Origin of the sequence: Ralstonia sp. Ralssp135, from assembly GCF_047304345.1 — a bacterium.
In the GTDB taxonomy this organism is placed as follows: Bacteria; Pseudomonadota; Gammaproteobacteria; order Burkholderiales; family Burkholderiaceae; genus Ralstonia; species Ralstonia chuxiongensis.
The window spans coordinates 22,675-42,065 of the sequence record NZ_JBGLYZ010000005.1 but is presented as its reverse complement, the minus strand read 5'-3'; the positions used below and the strand labels follow the sequence as shown (position 1 = coordinate 42,065).

Annotated in this window: 20 protein-coding genes; 9 read left to right on the top strand and 11 right to left on the bottom strand. The window is 65.3% G+C overall.

Annotated elements, in window-relative coordinates; genetic code table 11:
• Positions 1 to 79: 79 nt before the first annotated feature.
• Positions 80 to 397 (top strand): hypothetical protein, encoded by a 318-nt coding sequence (locus tag ACCD03_RS05955; RefSeq protein ID WP_413411077.1) that lies wholly within the window; start codon positions 80 to 82, stop codon positions 395 to 397.
• Positions 398 to 485: 88 nt separating this feature from the next.
• Positions 486 to 2,636 carry an ATP-dependent helicase gene (locus tag ACCD03_RS05950; RefSeq protein WP_325654836.1) on the top strand — a complete coding sequence of 717 codons (2,151 nt, stop codon included), beginning with the start codon at positions 486 to 488 and terminating at the stop codon, positions 2,634 to 2,636.
• Positions 2,637 to 2,661: 25 nt separating this feature from the next.
• Here ACCD03_RS05950 and mdtD read toward each other — a convergent pair whose 3' ends face one another.
• Entirely contained in the window at positions 2,662 to 4,092 is a 1,431-nt protein-coding gene (mdtD, locus tag ACCD03_RS05945) for a multidrug transporter subunit MdtD (RefSeq protein ID WP_045201801.1), read from the bottom strand.
• Between the two features lie 179 nt (positions 4,093 to 4,271).
• Here mdtD and fumC point away from each other — a divergent pair, with 179 nt between their 5' ends.
• Both fumC and ACCD03_RS05935 read left to right on the top strand, forming a co-directional pair.
• Positions 4,272 to 5,657 (top strand): class II fumarate hydratase, encoded by a 1,386-nt coding sequence (gene fumC / locus ACCD03_RS05940; protein WP_413411076.1) that lies wholly within the window; start codon positions 4,272 to 4,274, stop codon positions 5,655 to 5,657.
• Between the two features lie 95 nt (positions 5,658 to 5,752).
• On the top strand, positions 5,753 to 6,799 hold the full coding sequence (locus ACCD03_RS05935) for a diguanylate cyclase (protein WP_413411075.1): 1,047 nt from the start codon (positions 5,753 to 5,755) through the stop codon (positions 6,797 to 6,799).
• A gap of 1 nt (position 6,800) precedes the next feature.
• Here the strand turns inward: ACCD03_RS05935 and speD are convergent, their stop codons facing one another.
• From speD to ACCD03_RS05910, 5 genes are all read right to left on the bottom strand, one after another.
• Positions 6,801 to 7,226 (bottom strand): adenosylmethionine decarboxylase, encoded by a 426-nt coding sequence (gene speD / locus ACCD03_RS05930; RefSeq protein WP_325654828.1) that lies wholly within the window; start codon positions 7,224 to 7,226, stop codon positions 6,801 to 6,803.
• Complete coding sequence (locus ACCD03_RS05925) at positions 7,223 to 7,408, bottom strand: hypothetical protein (protein ID WP_024978507.1); 186 nt, start codon at positions 7,406 to 7,408, stop codon at positions 7,223 to 7,225. The genes speD and ACCD03_RS05925 overlap by 4 nt, the downstream gene beginning before the upstream one ends.
• Positions 7,405 to 8,853 carry a DUF4178 domain-containing protein gene (locus tag ACCD03_RS05920; RefSeq protein WP_316673508.1) on the bottom strand — a complete coding sequence of 483 codons (1,449 nt, stop codon included), beginning with the start codon at positions 8,851 to 8,853 and terminating at the stop codon, positions 7,405 to 7,407. The genes ACCD03_RS05925 and ACCD03_RS05920 overlap by 4 nt, the downstream gene beginning before the upstream one ends.
• Positions 8,854 to 8,941: 88 nt before the next feature.
• A complete protein-coding gene (locus ACCD03_RS05915; protein WP_325654825.1) occupies positions 8,942 to 9,991 on the bottom strand; it encodes an SPFH domain-containing protein in 1,050 nt (349 codons plus the stop codon).
• Between the two features lie 49 nt (positions 9,992 to 10,040).
• Positions 10,041 to 10,439 carry a DUF350 domain-containing protein gene (locus tag ACCD03_RS05910; RefSeq protein ID WP_316673504.1) on the bottom strand — a complete coding sequence of 133 codons (399 nt, stop codon included), beginning with the start codon at positions 10,437 to 10,439 and terminating at the stop codon, positions 10,041 to 10,043.
• Positions 10,440 to 10,615: 176 nt separating this feature from the next.
• On the opposite strand from ACCD03_RS05910, the gene ACCD03_RS05905 reads away from it, so the two are divergent.
• Positions 10,616 to 12,193 (top strand): polyamine aminopropyltransferase, encoded by a 1,578-nt coding sequence (locus ACCD03_RS05905; RefSeq protein ID WP_413411074.1) that lies wholly within the window; start codon positions 10,616 to 10,618, stop codon positions 12,191 to 12,193.
• Between the two features lie 13 nt (positions 12,194 to 12,206).
• On the top strand, positions 12,207 to 13,829 hold the full coding sequence (locus ACCD03_RS05900) for an NAD(P)-binding protein (RefSeq protein WP_413411073.1): 1,623 nt from the start codon (positions 12,207 to 12,209) through the stop codon (positions 13,827 to 13,829).
• Positions 13,830 to 13,851: 22 nt separating this feature from the next.
• On the opposite strand, the gene ACCD03_RS05895 is transcribed toward ACCD03_RS05900, so the two are convergent.
• The gene (locus ACCD03_RS05895) at positions 13,852 to 14,124 is read right to left on the bottom strand and encodes a hypothetical protein (RefSeq protein WP_045201813.1); all 273 of its coding nucleotides are present in this window, start codon (positions 14,122 to 14,124) and stop codon (positions 13,852 to 13,854) included.
• Positions 14,125 to 14,544: 420 nt separating this feature from the next.
• A complete protein-coding gene (locus ACCD03_RS05890) occupies positions 14,545 to 15,261 on the bottom strand; it encodes a dienelactone hydrolase family protein (protein ID WP_413411072.1) in 717 nt (238 codons plus the stop codon).
• 183 nt (positions 15,262 to 15,444) lie between these two features.
• Between ACCD03_RS05890 and ACCD03_RS05885 the strand changes: the two genes are divergently transcribed.
• Together ACCD03_RS05885 and ACCD03_RS05880 are read left to right on the top strand one after the other, a co-directional pair.
• Positions 15,445 to 15,807, top strand: a complete 363-nt coding sequence (locus ACCD03_RS05885; RefSeq protein ID WP_024978500.1) for a DUF1304 domain-containing protein — start codon at positions 15,445 to 15,447, stop codon at positions 15,805 to 15,807.
• 226 nt (positions 15,808 to 16,033) lie between these two features.
• The gene (locus ACCD03_RS05880; protein WP_413411071.1) at positions 16,034 to 16,513 is read left to right on the top strand and encodes a YbhB/YbcL family Raf kinase inhibitor-like protein; all 480 of its coding nucleotides are present in this window, start codon (positions 16,034 to 16,036) and stop codon (positions 16,511 to 16,513) included.
• A 34-nt stretch (positions 16,514 to 16,547) separates the two neighbouring features.
• On the opposite strand, the gene ACCD03_RS05875 is transcribed toward ACCD03_RS05880, so the two are convergent.
• From ACCD03_RS05875 to ACCD03_RS05865, 3 genes are all read right to left on the bottom strand, one after another.
• On the bottom strand, positions 16,548 to 17,069 hold the full coding sequence (locus ACCD03_RS05875) for a BON domain-containing protein (RefSeq protein WP_156158325.1): 522 nt from the start codon (positions 17,067 to 17,069) through the stop codon (positions 16,548 to 16,550).
• Positions 17,070 to 17,171: 102 nt separating this feature from the next.
• Positions 17,172 to 18,062 (bottom strand): NAD(P)H-binding protein, encoded by an 891-nt coding sequence (locus tag ACCD03_RS05870; RefSeq protein WP_413411070.1) that lies wholly within the window; start codon positions 18,060 to 18,062, stop codon positions 17,172 to 17,174.
• Positions 18,063 to 18,157: 95 nt separating this feature from the next.
• Positions 18,158 to 19,057 (bottom strand): helix-turn-helix domain-containing protein, encoded by a 900-nt coding sequence (locus ACCD03_RS05865; protein ID WP_413411069.1) that lies wholly within the window; start codon positions 19,055 to 19,057, stop codon positions 18,158 to 18,160.
• A gap of 68 nt (positions 19,058 to 19,125) precedes the next feature.
• On the opposite strand from ACCD03_RS05865, the gene ACCD03_RS05860 reads away from it, so the two are divergent.
• On the top strand, positions 19,126 to 19,389 hold the full coding sequence (locus ACCD03_RS05860) for a cupin domain-containing protein (protein WP_413411068.1): 264 nt from the start codon (positions 19,126 to 19,128) through the stop codon (positions 19,387 to 19,389).
• The last annotated feature ends 2 nt before the right edge of the window (positions 19,390 to 19,391 follow it).

Sequence of the window (19,391 nt, the reverse complement as noted above, 5' to 3'; positions counted from 1 at the left end):
GGAGGGAGGATCATGGCTGCGGCCATCGCGCTGCGCGCCGGTCACCTACTCACCCAACCGTTCTGTTCTGGAGGCCACGATGCCTGCCAACACCCTCAAACACCTTGTCGTGGCCGCGACGCTGATGTCGGCAGCAATGTCCGCTTCGGCCCTGACCACGTCGACCTTCACATTCACCGATCAGGACCTGCAAGGGATGCTCGCGCACAGCCAGCCTCCGCAGCAGATCCAGCCGGCCAAAGCCGCCGAACCGGCATCTCCTGACAGACTACGCGTCGGGCTGAGCGATCCGGGCACGCAGCTCGTGCTGCCCTGGTTCCTGGCGGATCTGGTGGAGGCCGTCAACCGGCGGGCTACACCGCAGGATTTCACGAAGACGCTGCGGGACGGGATTTGATCGGCCCTCCCCTTCACCGCCTTCACTTTCCGAAAGCAGGCGTCACAGTGCTGTATATTCATACAGTTATTTTTTGTGACGCCCTGCCGTGCTTACCGCCTCCTCCACCCCTGACACCGCCAATGCCGCGGCCAGCCCCGGTTATCTAGCCCAACTGAACGACCAGCAGCGCCAAGCGGTCGAGTTCGGTATTTCCGGGGCGGATGCGGCGGAAACCGGCCCGCTCCTCGTGCTGGCCGGTGCCGGGTCCGGCAAGACGCACACGCTGGGCTGGCGCGTGGCGCATCTGGTGGCCAATGGGGCCGATCCGCAGCGCATCCTGCTGCTGACGTTTTCCCGCCGGGCAGCGAGCGAGCTGTCCAACCGCGCCGGCCACCTGCTGGCGCGTGCCATGCAAGGCGAGCGATCGAACAACGCCCTCAATTCGGCTGGCACTTCGTACAAAACCACCCTCCCCTGGGCCGGCACCTTCCACGGCATCGGCGCGCGCCTGCTGCGTGAATACGCCGAGCGCGTCGGCCTCGCCCCCGATTTCACCATCCATGACCGCAGCGACTCGGCCGATCTGCTCAACGTCGTGCGCCATGAGCTGAACCTGTCGACCAAGGAACGCCGCTTCCCGCTCAAGCAGACGTGCATCGCAATCTACTCGCGCGCCATCAACGCCGAGAGCCCGCTGAACGCCGTGCTCAAGCACCACTTTCCGTGGTGTGCGATGTGGGAAACGCAGCTGCGCACGCTGTTCGATGCGTATGTCGAAGCCAAGCAGGCGCAGCACGTGCTCGACTACGACGACCTGCTGCTCTACTGGCACGCGATGGTGTCTGACGCAGAACTGGCGGCCGAGATTGGCGCACGCTTCGACCACATCCTCGTCGACGAATACCAGGACACGAACCGGCTGCAATCGTCCATCCTGCGCGCGCTGCGTCCGGACGGCCGCGGCGTCACCGTGGTGGGCGACGACGCGCAATCGATCTACGCATTTCGCGCGGCGACGGTGCGCAACATCCTCGACTTTCCGCGCCACTTTTCGCGGCCGGCGCACACGGTGCTGCTGGAGCGCAATTACCGTTCGACCCAGCCAATTCTCGATGCCTCCAACGGCGTGATGCGCTTCGCAACAGAGCGCTTTGCAAAAACGCTGTGGACGGACCGCGCATCGACGCATCGTCCGCGCTTGATTTCGGTGCGCGATGAAGCCGAGCAGGCGCGTTGTGTGGCCGAGCAGGTGCTGCATCACCGGGAAGGCGGGCTGACGCTGAAATCGCAGGCGGTGCTATTTCGCACCTCGAGCCACAGCGCGCCGCTGGAGATTGAACTCACGCGCCGCAACATCCCGTTCGTGAAATACGGCGGCCTCAAGTTTCTGGAGGCCGCGCATGTGAAGGATGTGCTCTCGGTGCTGCGCTGGGCCGAGAACCCGCGCAACCGCATCGCCGGGTTTCGCGTGATCCAACTGCTGCCGGGTGCAGGCCCTGCCACGGCGGCACGCGTGCTCGACGCCATGGCGGAAGCGGCGGACCCGATTGCCGCGCTGCTCGCCCACGAACCACCGGCACGGCTGGCCGGCGACTGGTCTGCGCTGATGGCACTCATGCAAGCCCTGCGCACGCCCAAAGACAGTCTGGAATGGGCTGGCGAACTCGACGCCGTAGGCGCCTGGTACTCGCCGCACATGGAGCGTCTGCACGACGACGCGGCCGTACGCCAGGGCGATCTGGACCAGCTCGCCCGCATGGCCGCCACGTACGCCACGCGCGAGCGCTTTCTGACCGAGATGACGCTCGACCCGCCCGAGCTGACCAGCGATGAATCGGGCGACCCGTACCGCGATGAGGACTATCTGATCCTCTCAACGATCCATTCATCGAAAGGCCAGGAGTGGAAAGCGGTGTATGTGCTGAACGCCGTGGATGGCTGCATGCCGGCCGATCTGGGCGCCGGTTCGCATGAAGAGCTGGAAGAAGAACGCCGGCTGCTCTACGTGGCGATGACCCGTGCGCGCGAGCACCTGGACATCCTGGTGCCCCAGCGCTTTTACGTCACGCAGCAAACACCCAATGGCGATCGCCACATCTACGCGTCGCGCACGCGGTTCATTCCGCCGGCGCTGCTGCCGCTGTTCGAAACGTGTGCATGGCCGGAACCAGAGCCCGGCGCAGACCCCGCAGCCGAAGCGCGTGCCGCAGCCAGGGTAGACCTGAGCCAGAAGATGCGCGGCTACTGGAAAAAGTAGCCAGCGCGGCAGCCGAAGCGCGCAATCAATGCACTTCCATCTCGGGCCGCTTGACGACGTGCGTTGACTCGAAGCGCGAGAGCTGCGCGAAGATCCACGCGGCTGCACAGGTCATGACGCCCACGCAGACGAACGTCTTGTGGAATGCAGCCAGCGTGTCGCGCCCTTCCGGCCCAGCGGTGAAATCGGTAAAGCCCGTGAGCAACGCGCCCGCTGCGGCCACGCCCAGACTCATCGACAGCATCATCACCATCGAGAGCATGCTGTTGCCCGCACTGGCCAGCGGGCCGCTCAGGTCTTTGAGCGTGAGCGTGTTCATGGCCGTGAACTGCATCGAGTTGAAGGTGCCAAAAACCGCCAATTGCACGATGCGCAGCCACACCGGTACGTTGGGCGTCATCACGGCAAAGCTGGCCATCATCAGGCCGACCATGACCGTGTTGACAGAGAGCATGCGGCGATAGCCGTAGCGTTTGATGGCCCAGGTGCCCAACGGCTTGGCGGCCATGCCGGCAGCGGCCACCGGCACCATCATCAGCCCGGCCTGCAGCGGTGTGTACCCGAGGCTCACCTGCAGCAGCAGAGGAATAAGGAACGGCATCCCGCCGCTACCGATGCGCGCAAACAGGTTGCCCAGCACACCAATGGAAAAGCTCGGAATGCCGAACAGCGTGCGCGGAAACAGCGGCCCGGCCACGCGCCCCGCGTGCAGCCAGTACGCAGTGAGCGCGGCCAAACCGAAGACCAGCAGCACCAGCACCGTCGCGTGCTGGAAGCCCAGTTCCGAGAGCCCGTCGAGCGAGAACGACACCGCTGCCATGCCGAAGGCCAGCATCAGGTAGCCGGACCAGTCGAAACCGTTGTCATCTTCAGCGTGCACATCGGGCATCACCTTGAGCGTGACCAGGGCGCCGATCACACCCACGGGAATGTTGATGAGGAAGATCCAGTGCCACGACACGGCTTCCACCAGCCAGCCCCCCAGCGTCGGACCGATCAGCGGGCCGATCAGCCCCGGAATCGTGACGAAACTCATGGCGGGCAGAAACTGCTCCCGTGGCACCACGCGCAGCACCGTGAGCCGCCCCACGGGCATCAGCAGCGCGCCGCCCACACCTTGCACCACACGCGAGGCAATCAACATGTCCAGACTGCGGGATTCTGCACAGAACAAAGAACCGATGGTGAACAGGAAGATGGCGGCGAAGAACATCTTTCGCGTGCCGAAGCGATCGGCCAGCCAGCCTGACGCGGGCATCAGCATGGCGGTCGTCAACGTGTAGGCGATGATGACCGACTGCATCTTCAGCGGGCTTTCCGACAGGCTGCGCGCCATCGCCGGCAACGCGGTGTTGACGATGGTGGAATCGAGCGTCTGCATGAACAGACCCATGGCCACCAGCCAGAGCAGCGGTTTCAGGGATTTGTCGACGGAAGCGGAGGGCGTGGTGGGCATGGGGCGGGGGGCAGGAGCGGCACGGTGTGCGAGGCAGCCGTCATTGTGGCGCGCCTGGCGTGAGCCCGCAAACGCTGTACCCGGCTTGGCTGACGTATCCGCCCTACCGCCAACAAGGGCACTGGGCTCTGCCTATACTGGAGCGTTCATCCCAGTCACCTCGCGCCTTTCCTTCTGCTATGACCACCCGTACCGAACGCGACACTTTTGGCCCCATTGAAGTCCCTGCCGACCACCTGTGGGGCGCACAAACGCAACGCTCGCTGCAGAACTTCGACATTGCCGGCGACCGCATGCCGCGCGAGCTGATCGACGCGCTCGCCCGCATCAAACGTGCCAGCGCCGTCGTCAACCAGCGGCTCGGGCTGCTGTCCGCCGAAAAAACCAACGCCATTGTGGGTGCCGCCGATGAAGTCATCGCAGGCAAGCACCCGAATGAATTTCCGCTGGTGGTCTGGCAAACGGGCTCGGGCACGCAGACCAACATGAACATGAACGAGGTGCTCGCCAACCGCGCCAGCGAACTGCTCGGCGGCGAGCGTGGCGAAGCGCGCCTCGTGCATCCGAACGATGACGTGAACCGCAGCCAGTCGTCCAACGATGTGTTCCCCACGGCGATGCACGTGGCGGCTGTAACGGCCATCACGCGGCACTTGCTGCCCTCGCTGCGCACGCTGCGCGAGACGCTCGCCAAGAAAGCCGAGGACTTCAACGACATCATCAAGATCGGCCGCACGCATCTGCAGGACGCGACGCCGCTCACGCTGGGCCAGGAGTTCTCCGGCTACGTTGCGCAGTTGCAGCACAACGAGACGCACCTGAACGCCGCCCTGCCACACCTGTGCGAACTGGCGCTGGGCGGCACGGCCGTCGGCACAGGTTTGAACGCCCCCAGCGGCTACGCCGAACAGGTGGCCGCAGAATTGGCGCAACTGACCGGCCTGCCCTTCATCACCTCGCCGAACAAGTTCGAGACCATGGCATCAGCGGATGGCCTCGTGCATGCGCACGGCGCGCTAAAAACACTGGCAGCCAGCCTCACCAAGATTGCCAACGACATCCGCTGGCTGGCGAGCGGCCCGCGTAGCGGTCTGGGCGAAATCTCCATTCCCGAGAACGAGCCGGGCTCGTCCATCATGCCGGGCAAGGTCAACCCCACGCAGAGCGAAGCCGTAACGATGCTGTGCGCGCAGGTCTTCGGCAACGACGTTGCAGTGAACATCGGCGGTGCGTCGGGCAACTTCGAGCTGAACGTGTTCCGCCCGATGATCGCCTACAACTTCCTGCACAGCGTGCGCCTGCTGGCCGACGGCATGCGCAGCTTTAACGACCATTGCGCCGTGGGGATCGAGCCGAACCGTGACCGTATCGACGAGTTGGTGCAGCGATCCCTGATGCTGGTGACGGCGCTCAACCCGCATATCGGTTACGACAAGTCGGCGCAGATCGCCAAGAAGGCGCACAAGGAAGGCTCGAGCCTGCGCGAAGCCGCGCTGGCGCTGGGCTATGTCACGCCCGAGCAGTTTGATGCGTGGGTGCGGCCAGAGAACATGGTCGGCCGCTAACGTGATGTGCCACGGGCCCGCGGCTTGCTACGCGTGGGCTATTCCTCTTCCATTGCCCGTTTCAAGCGCGCCGGCCGGACCGGCGCCCCTTGCGCATGAAACCCGCCCCGATTCCGGATAACGAAGCAGAACGTCTGGCCTCCCTTCAGGACATGCTGTTGCTGTCCACGCCGGATGAGGAACTGTTCGACCGCGTGACCCGCACCACCAAGCGCGTGTTCGAAGCCCCCATCGTGCTTGTGTCGCTCATCGACGCCCAGCGCCAATGGTTCAAATCGTGCATCGGGCTGAACGTGCGCGAGACCTCGCGCGACATCTCGTTCTGCGGACATGCCGTGGCCGAAGACCAGATGCTGGTCATTCCCGACACCATGGCCGACCCGCGCTTTGCCGATAACCCGCTCGTTACCGGCGCGCCCCACATCCGCTTCTATGCCGGGCGGCCCGTTAGGAACCTCGTGGGCTATGCCGTCGGCACGCTCTGCGTGATCGACCAGAAGCCGCGTGCATTCGACCGCGCGGAGCGAGAGTTGCTCGACGACCTGGCCAGTTGGGTGGAATCGGGTTTTCGCGAGCGCGAACTGAGCGAAACGCAGCGCTCCATCCTGACCGAGCTGCAGGTCGCGCGCCACGAGAGCCTGACCGATCCGATGCTGAGCATCTGGAACCGGCGCGCTGCGATGGAACTGCTCACGCGCGAATGCGGCCACGCGATGCTGCATGGGCAGCCCCTTTCACTGCTGGTGGTTGACGTTGACCACTTCAAGCGCGTGAACGATACCTACGGCCACCCCGTGGGCGATACGGTATTGGTTGAGATCGCACGTGCGCTGCGGGTGAATTCGCGCCCCATCGACGCGGTGGGCCGCTACGGCGGCGAAGAATTCCTGGTGGTGCTGCCCGACACGAACAACCCCCAGGCCACCAGCATTGCGGAGCGCTTACGCAGCGCTGTGGAGTCCTTGGAGATTGGCACGCCCGAGGCCAACATCCGGTGCACGATCAGCCTGGGCGTGGCGAGCTGCGGGCCGGGGCGCAACCTGTGCACGCCCACCGACCTCATCATGCGCGCCGATGCCGCGCTGCTGGCTGCCAAACGGCTGGGGCGCAATCGCGTGATATTCGACGGTCAGCCGGTGTAGATCAGTTTTGTGCAGGCTCGCCGCCGCGGCGGGCGACGCGCACGTCAACACGTTGCGGTGCCAACGCACGCTCGAACACCGCGCGCGCGGCATGCGTCGTGCCGGTGCCGCACATGAACGCATCGATGGCGGCAAACCCATGCTCGGGCCAGGTGTGAATGGAAAGATGCGATTCAGCAAGTAGCAATACGCCGGTCACGCCGCCCTGCTCGCCAGCGGACAACCCCGTGCGCACGGAATCGAAACGATGCAGATGTGCATGCAGGATGGTGGCGCCGAGCGCGTCGGCAGCATCGCGCAGCGCGGTTTCCAGTGCAGCGGCATCGCGCAGCAGCGCAGGCGCCACGCCGTACAGATCGAGCAGAAGATGCTCGCCCACGGCGGAGGATGCTTCATCCACTGAAAGCGCTGCGTCGATGCGCGTCACTTGTGGCCCCCACTGAAACCGCCGCCATAACCGCTGCCGCCCGATGAGCCACCCCAGTAAGACGAGCCGCCCGTGCTGCTGCCGTACGACGGCGTGCGCGGCGCGGTAAAGCCGGCCTTCCAGTCCATATAGGTGGCGCCAATCACCACCGCCACGGCATAGAGAACGAACCAGTTCTTCATTCCCCGCCCCCGATCTTGGCAACCAGCCACGCCGGCACCAACAACAGCAGTGCCGCGAAGAATGTGATACCGAACACCGAACCCGGCGCCATGAAGAACGGTACGAGGTTCAGCAGCCCGAGCAGCACACAGGCCACCACCGCCACCGTCATGTAGTTCGTCGACGATGCCTTGGCCGGCTCCGCCACCACCTTGCCGAACCACGCCTTGATCTGAGCGGCGCTCACCGGCGTGCTTTTGGACCACGTCAGCTCATGCGCGTCGCTCTCCGCGGCCAGGCTCTCCTCGCCTGCGGTGTATTCGATAACGCGCGTCTGGTCACCGGCCTGAACGCGCCAGTTGAAGGCGCCGGCGGCGTAGGTCACGCGCGCGGTGTAGTCCTCGTCGCGGGCGTACGCCTTGCCGTCGAGCACTGCGGTGCGGCCGTCCTTCTGGGTGGGCCAGCGGTCGAGCACACTGGCGCGGAACCAGCCGTCGTCGGTTTCGACCATCCAGCTGAACCCGCGCTTGGGCGTGTACAGCAGGTATTCGAACCATTCGCCGCCGCCATCGACCACCGCACGGCGCATCACGCCGATCACCTGCCACTGCAGGCCGTCGATGAGCGCCTTGTCGCCCAGCTCCAGCGTGGTGGCCACCTGCGGCACCGACCGCGCACGCGCAATGATGTCGCCGCGCGGCGTGGCCGCATCGATGGCCGCACCGCAGCCGGGGCACAGCACGTGGCCCGTCAGGCCGGGGCTGAACGGAATCGACGTGCCGCACTGCGGGCAGTCGAGATTCGTGAGCTTGCGCGGGACGCGGCCGGCGGTTTCCTTGATCTCGGCGTCGGTGCGCAAAAGCTGGCACTTGAGCACGTCGAGCGTGGTGGCCTCACCCACGTAGAGCGTGGGGGCTGTGCCGTCGGAGTAATCCAGCGTGATGAAGGCGTCTTCGCGGCGGCCGTCGGCCACGCGCGCATGCCAACCCTCGCCCACGCGGAACGGCAATTCGCCCTGACCGCCTGTGCAATCGGCCTCGCGCACGTCGGACAGCGTGAATTGCGTGCCCTCGGCGTCGTAAAGCTGGCCGGGACGCAGCGCCTCGAATGCCACCGCATTGGACGGTGTGCCGCGCGCGAACGTCATCGTGACTTGGCCGGATGCTTCTGCGAGCCAGCCATCGGTGCCGTCGTCAAACAGCACGTACCACTCGTTCCAGAAACCTGCGTCGTAGCGCAACTGGATGCGGCCAACGACGGTGAACGCCTTGTTCTTGTAGCGCCCGGTGGTGCCGATCTGCACGCGTGCGTAGTCCTCGAGCACGGCAGACATCTTGCCGATGTCGGACAGCGTCTCACCGTCGCGCAGCAGCGTGCTCTTGCAGAAGCTGCACACCGCCATGACGGCGGCCGCAGACTTCAATTCCACCGGCGCGCCACACGCCGGGCAGTTGGCATGAAACATGGTCAGGTCGTTCGATTGCGCGAAAAATTGCGCAGAAAAACGGGCGGCTTGCGGTGCCGCCCGGTCATCCGATCAGCGGGGCCGAAGCTCAGCCTCCGGTCAGTGCCTTGAGCACGGCAGCCTTGCCGGCATCAAAGTCAGCTTGCGTGATGAGGCCCTTGTCGAGCAGCTCCTTGAGTTTGGCCAGCCGAGCGGTGGGGTCGTCCGCTGCTGGAGCCGCTGGGGCTGCAGCCGCAGGTTGAGCCGCCGGAGCAGCCGCGCCACCTGCGTTGCCCTGCACCGCCGTGCGCAGGCTCTCGGCCATCGCCTGGCCCATCGCGAGCCCTGCCGCCAAACCCGCGCCCGTACCGGCGATGCCGCCCTCGTTGCGCGCGGCCAGCGGCAGCGATTCGGCCGTCTGGTATTGCGTGAAGCGCTGCATGTCGCCGGTCATGTCCATGCTGATGCGGCGGTCCAGCGCGGCCTGCAATTCGTCCGGCAGCGTGACGCTGGACACCTGGAAGCTGTCGAGCGCCAGGCCGTACTGCGTGAACTGCGGCAGCAGCGCCTCGCGCACCTTGTTCGACATCAGCATCTGGTTGGCGGCCAGGTCCAGGAACGGCACGCCGGATTCGCCAAACGCGGTGGCCATCGCCCCCATGATGACGGGGCCAAGCTGCGCCTCGACTTCATCCACGGTGTAGATGTCGCGCGTGCCGCTCACCTGCTGGTAGAACAGCTTCGGATCGGCCACGTGGTAGGCATACACGCCAAAGGCGCGCAGGCGCACCATGCCGAAATCCTTGTCGCGCACCGTCACGGGCTGCGGCGTGCCCCAGCGGCGGCCGAGCTGCTGGCGCGTGCTGAAGTAGTAAACGTCGGACTTGAAGGGCGACTCGAACAGCTTGTCCCAGTTCTTCAGGTACGTGAGAACGGGCAGCGTCTGCGTGGTCAGCTTGAAGGTGCCGGCGCTGAACACGTCGGCAATCTGGCCTTCGTTGACGAACATCGCCATCTGCGAGTCGCGCACGACCAGGGTGCCGCCGTTCTGGATTTCCATGTCCTGCATCGGATAGCGCCAGGCAAGCACGCCGTCTTCGCTTTCCGTCCATTGCAGGATGTCGATGAACTGCTTCTTGATGAAACTGGACAGGCTCACAGCAAACTCCTTCGCGATGATTCGCGGGGCAGGAATAATCAGGACAAGGTCAGGACAGGCACGCCGCGTTGATCACGCCCACGGCCAGCGCGCTCACGCCAAACAGCATACCGGCGGCGATATTGTTGTGCTCGATCTGCAAGCGGTAGTCCGGCATCAGCCGCGTGAGCACCAGGAAGACGATCAGTTGCACCACCGACGCCATCACCGCCCAGAACAGAAAGGGCACCAGGCCATCGGCATGCGTGATGCTCGATGCAATGGTGAGCACGAAGCCGAGCAGCGCACCGGACAGCGACAGCGCTGCCGCAATATTGCCTTCGCGGATCAGCTTGAACTCGTCATACGGCGTCAGGCGCAGATAGACGAAAAAGAAGCCGGAGAACACCACGGCGCCCGCCAGCAAGTGCGAGGCGTAGGCGATCACGGGAGCGATCATGTCGGGCATGGGAAGGCCGTGCAGTACATAGGTGGCGCCACTATAGCGGCTGATGCGCCGCTTGCGTACCCCCCGATGCGGCCGAGCACCACCCGGCTCGCAGGGAGGGAAAAAAGGCGGCACAATCGCGCTCGCCTTGGCATCCGCCGTTTGTTAACGCACCTTCATTTTTCCACCTTCGCAGCATGTCGACGCCGCAGCCTGACGCCACATACGAACCCACGCAGCCTGCGGGCCGCGGCAATGCCTTGCTGGTCCTCGCCGTCTTCGTGGTCGCCTCATGCGGGCTCGCTTACGAATTGATTGCCGGGGCATTGGCTTCGTATCTGCTGGGTGATTCCATCCTGCAGTTCTCTTCCATCATCGGCGCCTATCTGTTTGCCATGGGCATCGGTTCGTGGCTCTCGCGCTACGTGGCCGATGACGCGCTGCTCGCCCGCTTTGTCGATCTGGAATTGCTGGTCGGGCTGTTCGGCGGCGTATCTGCAGCGGCGCTGTTTGCGTTGTTTGCGCTGGAATCGGCGCCGTTCCGGCTGGTGTTGTATGCGCTGGTGACGGTGATCGGCGTGTTGGTCGGCATGGAAATCCCGCTGGTGATGCGCATGCTGCATCGGCGGCAGGCAAAGTTCTCCGATCTCGTCAGCCGCGTGCTGACGTTCGATTACCTAGGCGCGCTGGCGGTGTCGCTACTGTTTCCGCTGGTGCTGGCGCCGCGCCTGGGGCTCGTGCGCACCGGCTTCCTGTTCGGCCTGTTCAATACGGCGATTGCGGTCTGGACGCTCTGGCACTTCCGCGCCGAGCTGGCGCTCTCGGCCCGCATGCGCGCGGCCATGGCGTGGCGCGCGGGTGCAGTGGCGGCGGCATTGCTCGCGGGCTTTGGCGCATCGGACAAGCTCACGCACTGGTCTGAACGTGCGCTCTTTGGCGACGAGATCATCCATGCGATTTCCTCGCCGTATCAGCGGCTGGTGGTGACACGCTGGAAGGACGACCTGCGGCTGTACATCAACGGCAACCTGCAGTTTTCCTCGCGCGACGAATACCGCTATCACGAGGCGCTGGTATTGCCTGCGCTGGAATCGGTGCGCGGTGCGCGGCGCGTGCTGGTGCTGGGCGGCGGCGACGGCCTCGCGCTGCGGCAGATCCTGAAGTACCCGCAGATCGAGCACGTCACGCTGGTTGACCTAGACCCGCGCATGACGAACCTGTTCTCGCACGCTGAGGCGCTGGTCGCGCTCAATCAGCATGCGTTCAGCGACCCGCGCGTGACGGTGGTCAACGCCGATGCGGCGCAATGGATGCAGACCGCTACCGACATGTTTGACGTGGCCATCGTGGACTTTCCGGACCCGTCGAACTTCAGCATCGGCAAGCTGTATTCGGTGCCGTTCTATCGGCTGCTGTCGCGCCATGTGGCGGATACGGGCCTGGTCGTCATTCAAGCCACGTCTCCGTATTTCGCGCCGCGCTCGTACTGGTGTGTGGATGCGACGTTGAAGGAAGCCGGCTACCGTACATGGCCATATCACGCGCTGGTGCCGTCCTTTGGCGAATGGGGCTTCATCCTGGCGGCACCTGGCCGCGCGGATTTCCAGCCGCCTACGTCATACCGCGTGCCGACGCGCTTCCTGGATGCCGACACCACGCACCAGATGTTCAGCTTTGCGCCCGACATGCCGCGCCCGCAGGTGGAGCCGAACCGGCTGAACAACCAATCGCTGGTGCGGTATTTCGAAGAAGACTGGCACGGCGTGCTGCGCTGATGACCGGCACATCATGAACAGCAGACGCAGCTTTCTGATGAGCGCAGCTGCGGCCGGCGTGGCCGCTGCGGGCGCCGCTTCGTGGGCGGGGTTTCGGGCGTTTACGGAAATCACGCCCAACGTGCGCATGCCGGGTCAGGCTGCGGGCCACCAATTGCGCGACTTGCGCGCGTTGCCCGCGCCGTCGGAAACGCGCCGCGTCGGCGTGGCCATCTGCGGCAGCGGCATCGGCGGCTTAAGTTGCGCGTGGCGGCTGGCAAAAAGCGGGCGGCACGACGTGGTGGTCGTGGAAGGCCCCGAGCGATATGGCAATGCCGCGGGCGGCGCCTTCGGTACGCAGCGTTTCCCGACCGGTGCGCATTACCTGCCGCTGCCGTCGATGGAATCGACGCACGTGCGCGAGATGCTGGCCGACTTTAGCGTGATCGAGCGCAACCCATTTGCGTTGCGCCCGACGTACGACGAACGCGTGCTCGTGCATGCCCCCGATGAACGCCTGTGGCTCGGCAATCGCTGGCAAGACGGCTTCGTGCCGCATGAGGGCATCACACCCGATGAGCGTGCGGAGCACGTCCGCTTCTTCGCCCAGATCGACAACCTGCGCCAAACCAAGGGCGCCGATGGCCGCCGCATCTTTGCCGTGCCGACGGCGCTCTCGTCCGCAGACCCGGCATGGCGCGCGCTCGATGCGCTCACATTCCGCGACTGGCTGCACCGCGAGGGCTACCGCGCCGCCACGCTGCACTGGTACGCCGATTACTGCTGCCGCGACGATTACGGCGCCACGGCAGATCACGTTTCCGCCTGGGCCGGCATTGCGTATTTCGCCAGCCGAGGCGGCATGGCGAGCAACGCCGAGCAGGGCACCGTGCTCACGTGGCCGGAAGGGTTGGACTGGATGGCCGAGCGGCTGTTCGAAGCGGCCGGATTGAACGAACCAGGCCGCTTGCTACCGGGCAGCGCCGCGCGCATCGGCACGACGAACGAGGCCGGCGCACGCGTCTTCGCCGATGTGCTGCAGGCAGACGGCCGCGTCGTGCGCCTGCTGGCCGATCACGTGGTCAGCGCGATGCCGATGCACGTTGCCAAACACATCGTCGAGGGCTTTGATGTGCCCGCCGCCGAGTTGCCCGAAGCTGCGCCGTGGCTGCTCGCCAACCTGCTCATCGATGGCTTTCCGCCCGAACACGACGACACGCCGCTGGCGTGGGACAACGTGGTCTATCGCGGCACGGGCCTGGGCTACGTGGTGGCCAATCACCAGGACATTCGCGTCGGCCCGCCCGCGCAGAGCGTGTTCACGGCCTACGTGGCGCTGTCGGACATGACGCCGAAGACCGCGCGTGAATGGCTGCTGAAGGCATCGCCGCAAGCGCTGCTCGATCGCGCGCTGGCCGATCTGGATACGGTGTACGGCATTCGCCTGCGCACGCAGATACGCCGCGCAGACCTGACGCTGCGCGGCCACGCGATGGCGATTCCCACACCGGGCTTTCTCTCCCGACCGGGCATTGCGCGCCTGCGTGAGAGCGCCGGGCCGATCCACTACGCGCATGCGGACCTGTCCGGCTATTCCGTGTTTGAAGAAGCCGCGTGGTGGGGTGACCGCGCGGCGCGGCGCATTCTGGGCGTCTGATTTCCAGCCCCCTGCAGCGCTCCTATCGCAACCGTTCAACCTCGGCCATCAGTTCCCACGTGGCCGGATCGATATCGCTGCGTTCGAGTGCCAGCGACAGGTATGCCCCAATCATGTCGACAAACCCACGCGCAAATGCGGGTGGATATGCGCTGCCCGTGTACTGCATCAGTTGCTGCCGCAAAAGGCGCGGCCGGTGTTGTCCAAACTCGCGCACGTAGGCCTGCGTTCGGCAGAGAAAGGTTCGCGCTTCCAGCGCACCGTCAAGGTAGACGCGGCGTTTGGTGAGTGTCATTGGCAGCTCCCGAATCGCAACGGAACGGGGCACAACCAAGGCGGGGAAGGATAGGACGCGGGGCGACGCCCACTGAACACAACAGTCATGGAGCCTCCTACGGATAGCAAAAGGCCCGACTAATCGCTGCTAAACGAGGGTGGCGGGCCCGACGACAGGGTTAGCAGACCGGCCCGTAGGACGCCGGCGACCCGAAGGTCCCCTGCCCGGCCCGCCATGATGCAGACGTGCACGAGCACGGACGTGAAAAAGCCGCGCGAGGCGGCCGTCCGGCCATACGGTAAAAATAGGCTGCTAAACCCAGCTGCCGTTGGTGCGGCAGCGCCGTGAATTATAGCGGCGGCAACGGCGCAGCCCACGTGCCAGTTTGCAGCATTTCGTGATTGCGCCTTACCGCCAAACCCGCACTTCGGGCAGCGCTTACGCCTGACGCGACCAGAGCGTGCGGCCAAAGAACGTCAGCGCGCGGTCCCACGCGTGTTCGGCCCACACCGGGTCGTATTGCGTGATGGCGATGCGGTTCTCGCCCACGGCCGTTTCATTGGCGAAAGCGTGATGCGCGAGATAGCGGTGGAAGTCGACATCGACGCCGGCATCGACGAGCTTCTTTTCCAGCGCATCAACGCCTTCGATCTTGAAGGCGGTGTCCTGCGTGCCCCAGTGCCCCTGCACCGGCACCTTGATCTTCGAGGCGTCGATGTATTCCAGCGGAGGGTAGCCGTACCACACCACGCCGGCATCCGCTTCCGGCACATTGCTCAGCGTCAGAAGCGTCAGCGCGCCGCCCATGCAGTAGCCCGTCACGCCCACGCGGGCGCACGTCTGCTTGAGATATTGGACGGCGCCGCGCACGTCCTGCGTGGCCGCGTCGCCAAAATTCAGGTTGGTCATCAGATGGTGGGCTTCCTCTTCTTCTACCGTCATCTTGCCGCGGTAGAGATCGGGCACCAGGGCCATGTAGCCCGCGCGTGCGAGGCGGTCTGCCACGCCGCGAATCTGGTCGTTCAGCCCCCACCACTCCTGGATGACGACGATGCCCGGGGCGCCTTCCGCCTTGGCGGGCTTGGCCAGATAGCCCTGGACATCCTGCCCGTCTGGGCGCTTGAACGAGATCATGGATCCTTGCGATGCAGTCATGCGATGGCTCCTCTGCCTGGAACGAAAACGCACAGGATAGTCCTGCCAGATGAAATTTGCAGGCGGCGCATCAGCGGGAATGGGCTGCGTGCGCCTCTGCCCTGCCGATACCCCTCCATCAGGGTGCCGATACGCGGCACAAAGTCTCTATCATGGCGGCACGTTCACATCTGATTGCCTCCCATGATCAAAACCCTCGGCCTCATCGCCTACCTGCTCGTATTGCTGATCCACGTCTATATCGTTGTGCTCGAAATGGTGCTCTGGAAGACGCGCGGGCCCAAGGTCTTCGGCATGACGCCCGAGAAAGCCGCCGAGACTGCAGCCATGGCGTCCAACCAGGGCCTGTACAACGGCTTCCTGGTGGCTGCGCTGGTGATTGGGCTGGTGGCACCAGACCCGACCGTCAACGCGTCGTTCGCGCTGTTCGGGCTGATCTGCGTGGCGGTGGCCGGCATCTGGGGCGCCATCACCGTCAACAAGCGGATTCTTTTCGTGCAGACGGTGCCGGCTGTGGCGGCGTTGGTGCTGGGGTGGTTCGCCTGAAGGCAGTGGACGATGGGCGCTGAGGCGACGGCGGCAATGCTTGTCTGCCCCGCCGCCGCGCACTAGCTTGAAAGGAGTCAGGAGCGCGTTAGACGATGCGCTCTCGCCAACCAGGACCTAGCACATGCCGCCTGCAGACTGCCGAACGCTCCGAATGCTGGGCCGGGCGCTGCTGCTGGCAACCCTGCTGTGTGGCCCTCCCGTCTCCGCTCAAGTGAGGAACGCCATGACGCTCACCTTGACCTCTCCGGCCTTTGCCGCCGGCGGCGAAATCCCCAGCCGCCTCACATGTGAAGGCGCGGATACATCGCCGCCGCTCGCGTGGGCCGGCGCCCCGGCCGGCACGCGCAGCCTGGCATTGATTGTCGATGACCCCGACGCCCCCGACCCCGCCGCACCAAAGATGACGTGGGTCCACTGGGTGCTCTACAACATCCCACCCGCCACGACTTCGCTGTCGGAAGACGCGTCGCGCACGGGACTGCCTCCCGGCGCACGCCCCGGCAACAACGACTGGAAGCGCACCGCATACGGCGGCCCCTGCCCGCCCGTCGGGCGCCATCGCTACTACCACAAGCTCTACGCGCTGAACGTCGAACTGCCGGAGCTTGGCGCACCTACCAAGGCCGAGTTGGAGCGGGCCATGCGTGGCCATGTGCTGGCTGAAGCCGAACTTGTCGGCACTTATCAGAAGCACACTCGCTGAGCCGAAACGTCAGAAGGTAGAGGCCGATTGGCTCTCAGGGCTTGGCAACTGCGCCCTTGTGGAACAACGCATACGGCACGCCCCGCTCCGGGTGTGCTGTTGTCTCGTTGATGAAGCGTTCGACATCGGGCACGTCATGCAGGGCGGTCATGAACGGCGCCAGCGCATAACCCGGTGCCACGCAGCCCTGCACCAGCATCCACCGCTCCCATATCGTCACCCACAGCGTGGTGTTCTGCTTCCATCCCGGCACATGGATGGACATCCATTGCAGGCGCCGCTTCGCAGTCTCGGCAATCTCATCGTCGTAGGCGAAAGAGTTGAACTGGCGGCAGCGCCCTTCCAGCCAACAATGGTTGCCGTGCTCGATTCGGTGGTGGGAATCACGCTTCCATTCCGCCTCGGTGATGCGCGGGCCGGCCGGCTCGGGGCAGTTGGCTACGCCTGACGAAATCTGGAAGAACGGGTCGTGACCGCGGTTCTGCAGGTCGTCTTCAGCGTGGGTGGCCGGCGCGGCCAGCAGCAGCGCCAGGACAAGACAGCGTGCGGAAATCATCACGGTGGCCTCCTCGCCCGCACGGGGCGTCGGCTTGAGCAATGCTGCGAAGGATAGGCGCAAAGCGGCGGACCATCCAGACGCCCTGGACGACTCCCCAAACTATCTCGACTGCACGTGCGCCGCGAGCATCGAGGCAAACACATCGTGCAGCTCGGTCTTGCCGAAACGCTGCTCGGATACGCCCTTCTCCACGTCGATCTGCCCGGCGTTGACCGCGTCGTACAGTTCGGTGATGAGCTGCATGTGATTCGCGCTCAGACCGGCGCGTTGCAGCATCGGCGCCCAGGCGGTGCGCGGCAGTGCATCGGCAACAATTTCGCGGCCGACGACGGCGCTGAAGGCGCGTGCCACGTCGACCAGGCTCACGCGGCGCGGGCCCTCCACGCTGACGATGCGCGGCGTTTTTGCCGATGGCGCCTCCAGCAACAATTCGGCGGCCAGCGCACCAACGTCTTGCGTGGCGACAGTCGCAAACGCGCGCTCCAGCGGCTGGTGCAGGCTCGGCAGCCGTCCTGTTGCCAGCATGACGGGCAGCATCGCCGCCCAGTTCTGCGCGTGCTCTGCTGAACGCAGCAACGTCAGGTGCGTCTCCAGCGGCTTGAGCCGCTCTTCCAGCAGATGAAACAACCGCGTCAGGCCGGTGCCCCGGTCCAGTTCTGCGCCGTAGTCGGACAAGGCCAGCACAGCCGAGGGCGGGTTGGCGCGCAACGCATCAGCCGCCACGTCGACCATGCGCTCCATGGTCGCCGCTGGGTCCGCATCACGCACCGGCACCGGACACAGAATCTGCACGGCCGTGGCGCCCTTGATGGCCGATGCGACGGAGGTCGGATCTGTCAGGTCGGCAATCGCAATGTCGCAGCCGAGCCTGGCCAGCGCCTCGCCTTGCCGCGCATGGCGCACCACCGCGCGCACTGGCCGGCCCGCGTTGCGAAGTGCCGCGGCGGTGGCGCGGCCAACTTTGCCCGACGCCCCAAAGATGACAAACATGTTCGCGCTCCTCTCAAGTGGGAGGCACGAGCTTAGGGCGGTCTTGCAAACCCGACTTGCAGAAACGGAGGAATCCGGCAGATTCGGAGGATTGGCTACCCGGCCGGCGTGTCCGGAGAAGCGGCCGCAGCCTTGCCCGCGCGCGCGATGTCACGCGGGCCCACACCGAGCAACCGTTGCATCCACTGCGTCATGTGGCTCTGGTGCGCGAAGCCGACCTCGAGCGCGACCTGCGATGCGCTGCGCCGGCCTTCAAGCAGCAGCACTTTCGCGCGTTCGACGCGGCGCTGCACGACATAGCGATGCACCGGCACGCCCAGCGTTGCACGAAACAGCACGTTGAAATGCGGCACGCTCAAGCCGGCCTGCGCCGCCAGTTCGGCCAGCGTCAGGCGCTGGTGCAGATGGGCTTCGATGTAGTCGATCACGCGTGCAGCCACGCGGGGCGCCAGCGTGCGAGCGCTGTTGGCCGCCCCGGCAGCCACATCCCGACTGCTGTTGAGCAGACGGACCACCAATGCCGTGCACAGGCTTTCCGCATACAACGCATCGGAGGTGTCTTCCGCCTCCAGTTCGGCCCCCAGCGCAGCGGCAAGATGGTGCACGCGCGCATCGCGCCATTGCAGACGCGGCGTCATGTCTGCCGGTGCACCCACCTGTTCGCAGATGCTGCGCACAAACGTGTCGGTGATGGCGATCCGCAGAATCCGGCAGTCGGCATCGTCCGTCCACATGCCGGGCAGGCCGGCGGGAATCACGTTCGCATCGCCGTGCGCCTGGATGCCCGAATAACGGCGGCCGTCGCATACGCAGTTCGTCCGCACGGGTGCGCCGACATGCACGGTGACGCGGTGATGCGCCATGGCGGGCACACGGTACGTGCCGGGGCGGATGCCGAGCAGGGTGGCGGCAAAGCCGTCCCAGCCGCGGCCCTCGCTGGAGCGCAGGCTGACTGGAGCGGGTTCAAGCAAGGCGGCGGGCGTGATGGCGTTCATGGCAGGGCCGGAGGTTCGGTGGCGCCTCGACATTCTGCGCCCATACGGCGCCCTATGGAGACACGTCAATGGACCGTGACGCATTCGTCAGCGCGCTAAGAGCAGAGGGCTTTACAGAGTTTGTCGTCGTTACGCGAGACGCAGGCGAGCTGGACACGCACACGCACCCGTTCGAGGCGAAAGCGCTCATCCTGGAAGGAGAAATCCATATCCGCGCAGGCGGCGCCGAGCGCGTCTACCGGCCCGGCGACACATTCCATCTGGCAGCCAACGCACCGCACACCGAGCGCTACGGCGCGCAGGGTGTGCAGTACCTGGTGGCGCGGCGCTAAGG